The 1,915-nt window shown below is 56.9% G+C and carries 2 protein-coding genes and 2 pseudogenes; 2 read left to right on the top strand and 2 right to left on the bottom strand.

What is annotated here, in order from left to right; all coding sequences use genetic code 11:
* A pseudogene (locus MV985_RS07565) lies at positions 1 to 292 on the top strand (ABC transporter ATP-binding protein); the annotation flags it as partial.
* The gene (locus MV985_RS07560) at positions 270 to 1,034 is read left to right on the top strand and encodes an energy-coupling factor transporter transmembrane component T (RefSeq protein ID WP_297464945.1); all 765 of its coding nucleotides are present in this window, start codon (positions 270 to 272) and stop codon (positions 1,032 to 1,034) included. The pseudogene MV985_RS07565 and the gene MV985_RS07560, both read left to right, overlap by 23 nt.
* Here the strand turns inward: MV985_RS07560 and MV985_RS07555 are convergent.
* Both MV985_RS07555 and MV985_RS07550 read right to left on the bottom strand, forming a co-directional pair.
* Complete coding sequence (locus MV985_RS07555) at positions 1,022 to 1,663, bottom strand: hypothetical protein (protein ID WP_297464943.1); 642 nt, start codon at positions 1,661 to 1,663, stop codon at positions 1,022 to 1,024. The genes MV985_RS07560 and MV985_RS07555 overlap by 13 nt on opposite strands.
* Before the next feature lie 70 nt (positions 1,664 to 1,733).
* Positions 1,734 to 1,915 (bottom strand): annotated as a pseudogene (locus MV985_RS07550) (hypothetical protein); the annotation flags it as partial.

Here is a 1,915-nt window from a genome sequence, read left to right as displayed (position 1 = left end):
GGTTGAAGCGATAGAGAGACTCCACTCAGAGGGGCATGGCATTTTGCTGATCACCCACGACATGGAACTCGTGCTAAGGTTGGCCGAAAGGGTGGTGCTCCTTGATAACGGGAGGAAGGCCTTCGACGGCCCCGTTGAGGAGTTCTTCTCCCTCGATCTTCGCCCCCATGGACTTGAGAGGCCGGAACTGTTGGAGATCAGCGAGAGGCTCGGCACTGGATTCGTGAGGAGCGTACGGGAGCTAATGGAAAAACTGGGCGGTGAGAACGTTGATGGCGCAGTTCTACCGTGAGAGAGATTCTTTCCTCCACCGCCTTGATCCGAGGGTAAAGATAATCGGAACGGCCCTTGGAATAGCGGCGATAATGCTCTACAACGACCCGGTGGTTCTAATACCCCTGTTCTTTGTCTTCCTCTTTATAGGCGCGTTCCTGGGAAAAATCTCCATCAGGGAACAGCTGGCGCTCCTGAAGCCCCTCCTGCCGATCGTCATAATAACAATCGCAGTCTGGCCTCTGATATACAAGCCGAGACTCATGGGCGTTCTGTTCGGAATATCCTTCTCGATGAGGCTTCTCACCTTCGCCCTGCTCACGTTCCTTCTTCTGGCCACAACGAGCCAGACGGACCTCATCCTCGGCTTTGTGAAGCTCGGCATGCCCCACGAGTATGGTTTAACGGTATCCATCTCCCTACGCTACATCCCGACCCTTTACAGGCTCGCGGGGACGATAATGGACGCCCAGAAGAGTCGCGGTTGGGAGGTTGAGAAGGGCAACTTCATAACCCGCGCGAGGAAGATGACCGCCGTTCTCATACCCCTTCTCGTCTCTTCCCTCAAGACCGCTCACGACCTAAGCATAGCCCTCGAAAGCAGAGGCTTTGGGGCATCGCCGAGGAGAACCTTCATTCGGGACATAAGGATGACCAAAAGGGACTACGCGGTTCTTGCTTTCACTGTTGGACTCTTCATGCTGGCCCTCTATGCTCGCTACGGCCTTGGATTTGGCCACATAAGCATCTATCCACGGTGAAGAAACGGCCTGGCCAGGGAGTCAATGGGGATTGAGTGGTCGCCGACGCTGGCAACGTATTCCGCTGGAGCGCGGAGAACCGTTATGTTCATGCGGTAGTGGCCGCGGTATGAGCTGGTTCTGAGGACTGCGAGAAGGTCAAAGATTTCCGGAAGGAGGAAGAGTTTTCCGAACTCTCCAGGAAGGTCGAGTTCGTTGAGTTCCAGCGAGGAGTGGGAGAGAACCACGGTCAGGCCCCTCTCATCGGCGGTTCGCTTTACTTCTACCACATCTTCCCCCGAGAGGCCGAGGAGAAGGGGAAACCTGCGGACTACAACTAGGGAGTCCTCTTCAACGAGCTTCAGGGCATCCATCAGCTCCTCCGCAGTGTAGGCGCTTCCCGCGTAGAGGTTTGAGGTCGACTCGCTCAGCTTCTCAAGAACCCGGACGGAAAGACCCCCGGGGCCGATGTGGTATGCGGGGCCGTCCTTCAGGGCCGATGCGATAAGGTGGTGAACAAAAACCTCCTCCGCGAGCTGGTCCGCGAAGACGATGCCCGATAGACTGCCGGTTAGCAGGGCTACCGGAAAAGCGTCGAAGGGTTTCACCTCACGAGGCTGAAGCTCGGCTGGCTTGAAGAACATACCCATCACGGAGAATTCGCGCGGCAGGTATTTATAATTTTCCTTCCGGCCCGCGGGAAAAGTAAAAGGGATGAACTCAGAGTGCCGAGAGTGCTCCGAGTGCGAAGAGTCCCAGGGCGGCGAGTATGCCCACTACGATGCCCGCTATGATGGCCGCAAGCAGCCAGGCGAGAAAGGCCTTGAGCCAGCCGGTGTCGAAGACGACCTTCACCACCCACAGGTTGGCCAAGAAGCCCAGGAGGGGAGCGAGGGGTGCGA

This window comes from Thermococcus sp. (genome assembly GCF_027012695.1).
Lineage (GTDB): Archaea > Methanobacteriota_B > Thermococci > Thermococcales > Thermococcaceae > Thermococcus.
This window is presented reverse-complemented; position numbering and strand designations above follow the sequence as displayed.